Source organism: Limnospira sp. PMC 1279.21, from assembly GCF_032349615.1.
Classification (GTDB): domain Bacteria; phylum Cyanobacteriota; class Cyanobacteriia; order Cyanobacteriales; family Microcoleaceae; genus Limnospira; species Limnospira fusiformis.
In genome coordinates, this window is the sequence record NZ_JARPLU010000121.1 from 11,054 (window position 1) to 16,007 (window position 4,954).

The following is a 4,954-nucleotide window of genomic DNA, read 5'->3' on the forward strand; positions in this document are numbered from 1 at the left end:
CCATCACTTGCCCCCCGGCAATAATCAAGAATTGTTAATTGTTAATTGTTAATTGTTAATTATTAATTGCTTATGGCTACTTTGAATTTGAAACCTTCCCACAAGGCGGTAAAGTCCTATTACCAAACATTACAAAACTTCCAGAAGTTGGGGGCGGCTAATGAAGGGGCGGTTAAAGTCGCTTTTGCCGATTTGTTAACTTCCTGTTGTCAGCAGTTTAATTGGATTTTGGTACAGGAAAACAGCCTGAAGTTGACCGACACAAAACGGATTCAAGTTGATGGGTTATTTGTCCGAGATGATACCCTAAAACATGGCATTTGGGAAGCTAAAGACACCGCCGACGACTTACCCAAAGAAGTACAAAAGAAATTTGCCAAAGGCTACCCCAAAGATAACATTATTTTTCAGTCCCCTGACCGGGTGATTATTTGGCAAGGGGGAAAACAAGTCTATGACCAGGATATCACCAAACCGGAAGCCTTGGTCGAAAGTCTAAAGTTGTTTTTTGAATATCGCCCACCCCAAATCGAAAATTGGGAGAAAGCCGCGGCCGAATTTGGCGATAAAGTGCGCGGGTTGGGGGAAAAACTGGTTGATTTAATCGAGAGTCAACGCAAAACTAATCCCCAGTTTATTGGGGCTTTTCAAGGGTTTAGTAACCTGTGCCGTCAGTCGATTAATCCTAATATTTCTGATGCGGCTGTGGAAGAGATGCTGATTCAGCATTTACTCACGGAAAGGATTTTCCGACAGATTTTTAATAACCCCGATTTTACCCGGCGCAATATTATCGCCGTGGAAATTGAGAAGGTGATCGAGGCTTTAACCTCCAAGTCCTTTAGTCGCGCTCATTTTCTGGGAGATGTTGATTATTTTTATCGCGCCTTAGAAGAGGCTGCGGCTACTATTACTGAGTATAGCGAAAAGCAGCATTTTTTAAACACGGTTTATGAAAGGTTTTTCCAAGGGTTTGCGGTCAATGTCGCCGATACCCATGGAATTGTTTACACGCCTCAGAGTATTGTCGATTTTATGGTGAGAAGTGTTGATGAGATTCTCCGCACGGAGTTTAAGAAATCTCTGAGTGATAAAGGGGTGCATATTCTTGACCCGTTTGTGGGGACGGGTAACTTTATTATGCGGATAATGCGGGAGATTAGAAAAACTGCCTTATCTCATAAGTATCAGCAGGAGTTACACTGCAATGAGGTGATGTTATTACCCTATTATATCGCTTCGATGAATATTGAGCATGAATATTTGACGGCAACGGGACAATATCAGCCTTTTGACGGGATTTGTTTGGTGGATACTTTCTCGGTGCAAGAAGCATTACAACTCGATTTATTTACTCCCCAAAATACCCAACGGGTCAAGCAGCAGCAAAGTTCCCCCATTTTTGTGGTCATTGGCAACCCTCCCTATAATGCGTGGCAGCAAAATTAAAACGACAATAACAAAAACCGCAAATATAGCCAAAGGGGAGGAGTTGATCAACGGGTGGCGGAAACTTATGCGAAAGACTCGAAAGCCACCTTAAAAAATTCTCTATATGACCCCTACGTTAAGGCGTTTCGCTGGGCGGCTGATAGAATTGAAGATGAGGGAATTGTGGCATTTGTCAGCAATAACAGCTTTATTGATGCGATCGCTTTTGATGGAATGCGGCAGCATTTAGCCCAAGATTTTGACGCAATTTATATTTTAGATTTGGGGGGTAATATCAGAAAAAATGCCAGCAATCAACCGATTTATAATGTTTTTGATATCAAAGTAGGGGTGAGTATTAACCTGTTGATTAAAAAGAAGGAAGGTAACAAATCTCCGGGTAAAATTTATTATGCAGCGGTGGGTGAGTTTTGGCGGAAACAGGAAAAATACGATTATTTAGAAAAATGTCAGCATTTGGGTGGGGTAGACTGGGAAGAGATTAAACCGGACAAAAAACATACCTGGTTAACCGCAGGGTTGCAGGCGGATTTTGAAACCTTTATCCCCATGGGAAGCAAGAAAACCAAAGCCGCCAAAGGAGACGCAACGGGGGCGATTTTTAAGATTTATAGCCGAGGGGCTGAAACTGCACGGGATGACTGGGCGTATAACTTTAATCCTGATGAATTAGCCGCCAATATTCAAAGGATGATCGCCACCTATAATGAACAAACCAGGAAATGGCATGATTGTCAAGATCCATCAGTTAATCTCGATGATTTTGTTATATCTGATGATACGAAAATTAAATGGAGTAGTCGCCTTAAAGAATGTCTGAAAGCCAATATAACTACGCAGTTTATCCCCGAAAACGTAAGAAATTCTCTATATCGTCCATTTTGTTTTCAGTTTTTATATTTCGATGAAGTTTTAACTCATCGTCGCGGTCAATTTCCCTACATATTCCCCACCCCGGAGACAGAGAAAGAGAATCGGGTGATTTGTATAGTGAATGAAGCGCAAATACCATTTTCATCACAAATCACAAACTATATTCCTTGTCTTCATTATGGTGGACGACAAACCCAATGTTTCCCTTTCTATACTTATGACGAAGACGGAAATAACCGCCAGGAAAACATCACGGACTGGGCGTTAGATGCTTTTCGGGAAGAATACGAAAACCCGGCTATCAGTAAATGGGATATTTTCTATTATATATATGGTTTGTTACACCATCCCAGGTATCGGGAAAAATACGCGGACAACCTGAAAAGGGAGATAGCGCGCATTCCCTACGCCCCCGACTTTGAGAGTTTTGCCAAAGCGGGAAAACGTCTAGCGGAAATTCATCTAAACTATGAAAAGCAACCGGAATATCCGCTGGAATTTATCGAAAATGATGAGGTCGCGTTAAATTGGCGTGTCGAAAAGATGAAACTGAGTAAAGATAAAACCCAGTTAATTTATAACGAGTTTCTGACGTTGGCGGGTATTCCCCGGGAAGTGTTTGCATATCGCCTGGGGAACCGATCAGCTTTAGATTGGATTATTGACCGCTATCAGGTTAAAATAGATAAACGCAGTGGTATTGAAAATGACCCCAACCGCTTAGACGATGAACAATATATTGTGAGGTTAATTGGTCAGGTGATTACAGTTAGCTTAGAAACCGTGGATATTGTCAATCAATTACCCTCCCTGGAATAAGGAAAAGATGATCGTCTACCCCCAGCCATATCGGTGAGTTATGGAAACCTGGGGGGAACTGTTGACAAATATCACCATGGCTGGTAGGTTAAAAGGGGGGGTAAAAATCAGCCTGTTTTGAGATTGCCCACAGAGGGGAAGATTCCCGAAATATCTACCCGCGAAAATCCTAGGAAGTTTACCCGTTGACGGGACTGGCGCAAATTGATGTGGTGGCTGAAGTGTTCGCTGATGACCATATTACCGCTGACCGTAACAGTGGGATTAATCGAAGTAGGAATTACCCCACCATCCCCCGATCGCATTCAGGAATTAACATCGTTTTTGGGTGCGGTCACGATTCCCACAGGTTTCCGATTTGAGGATACAGAAGTGGGGGGACTGTCGGGAATAACTTATAACCGGCAAAAAGATGTATATTATGCGGTGTCGGACTCCCAAGGCGATCGCGGTGACGCGAGATTTTACACGCTGAAATTGCACTGGAGTGGGGACCCTTTCCAATTAGAAGGGGTGGAAGTAATAGGAGTAAGGCGGATATTAGACGCCAACGGGGAAGCCTTCCCATTGTATAGTTTAGACCCGGAAGGAATTGCTTTTACGGGAGAAACGGTTTGGATTGCTTCGGAAGGAAATATAGCGGCGGGTTATCCTCCGTTTATCAAGGAGTTTTCCCTAGAGTCGGGTCGCCAACTAAGTGAATTACCCATCCCAAAACAATTGTTTTCGCCAGATAATCCTAATATAGGAGTGAGAAATAATCTGGCTACGGAAAGCCTGACCCTAACCCCGGACGGAAAAACTCTATTTACAGCTACGGAAAATGCTTTAATTCAAGACGGACCGGCGACGACGGTTAAGGAAGGAAGCCCTAGCCGGATAATTCGCTATAATTTGGAGACGGGTTTAGTAGATGGTCAGTTTCTGTATATGACAGAAGCGATCGCGGGTAGTTCCCTGATGTCTGAGACGTTACAGCTTAACAGACTGGTGGAGTTGCTGGCTGTGAGTGAGAGGCGATCGCTGGCTATGGAAAGGTCATTTTCCCTAGACCGGGGATTTGTGATCCGCCTGTTTGAGGTATCGGTGAAGGAAGCGACGGATATTAGGTCCTTGGACAGCCTGCGAAACCAATTAGAGGGAATTACCCCGGTTAGCAAAACTCCGGTATTGATTCCCCCAGAGATACAGGCTGAGGTAATCTGGGATAATCTGGAGGGGATGACTTTTGGGCCAACTCTCCCGGACGGAAGGCGATCGCTAATCATGGTCAGCGACAACAATTTCCACCCGCTACTACACACCCGGATCGTAGTTTTTGCGATCGACCGCGAATATAGCGCGAAACCCTATCAGCAAAGGGTTTGGGAGTGGATAGAAAATTTTTTCGGTTCAGGGGTTGACAAAACCGGGAATTAAGCTGATAATAGATCTTGTGCTTAAAACAAAGCACGCGCACCTAAAAACAAATTAGGGTCTATAAATAGGGGACTGTAGTTCAATTGGTTAGAGCACCGCCCTGTCACGGCGGAAGTTGCGGGTTCGAGCCCCGTCAGTCCCGTTATAAATAATTAACAATTAACAATTAATAATTAACAATTAATAATTAACAATTAATGCTGCGCCGTTGATTGATTTCTGGGAAGGCAATGGGCAATGGGCGATGGCTGGGGATAAAATCATCAATGCGATCGCGCTTATTATAGGTTTAATTCAAGCATTTTCTGGGATGCGATCGCTATGGCATCTTCACGGGTGGATATTTGACCCTCAGCCTTAGCAATTTGTATCTCTTGGAGTAGATCCCCTG

General features: G+C 43.7%; 3 protein-coding genes and 1 tRNA gene. All 4 read left to right on the plus strand.

What is annotated here, in order from left to right; genetic code table 11:
- The first annotated feature begins 72 nt into the window (after positions 1 to 72).
- The 4 genes from P5683_RS17060 to P5683_RS17075 all read left to right on the plus strand — a co-directional run bounded on the left by P5683_RS17060 (position 73) and on the right by P5683_RS17075 (position 4,705).
- Positions 73 to 1,449, plus strand: coding sequence for an N-6 DNA methylase (locus tag P5683_RS17060; protein WP_315641936.1), 1,377 nt, complete (start codon positions 73 to 75; stop codon positions 1,447 to 1,449).
- 54 nt (positions 1,450 to 1,503) lie between these two features.
- On the plus strand, positions 1,504 to 3,144 hold the full coding sequence (locus P5683_RS17065) for a type ISP restriction/modification enzyme (RefSeq protein ID WP_315641937.1): 1,641 nt from the start codon (positions 1,504 to 1,506) through the stop codon (positions 3,142 to 3,144).
- 231 nt (positions 3,145 to 3,375) lie between these two features.
- Positions 3,376 to 4,563: an esterase-like activity of phytase family protein gene (locus tag P5683_RS17070; RefSeq protein WP_315640587.1), complete on the plus strand. Its 1,188-nt coding sequence runs from the start codon at positions 3,376 to 3,378 to the stop codon at positions 4,561 to 4,563.
- Between the two features lie 68 nt (positions 4,564 to 4,631).
- Positions 4,632 to 4,705, plus strand: a tRNA-Asp gene (locus tag P5683_RS17075).
- Positions 4,706 to 4,954: the final 249 nt, after the last annotated feature.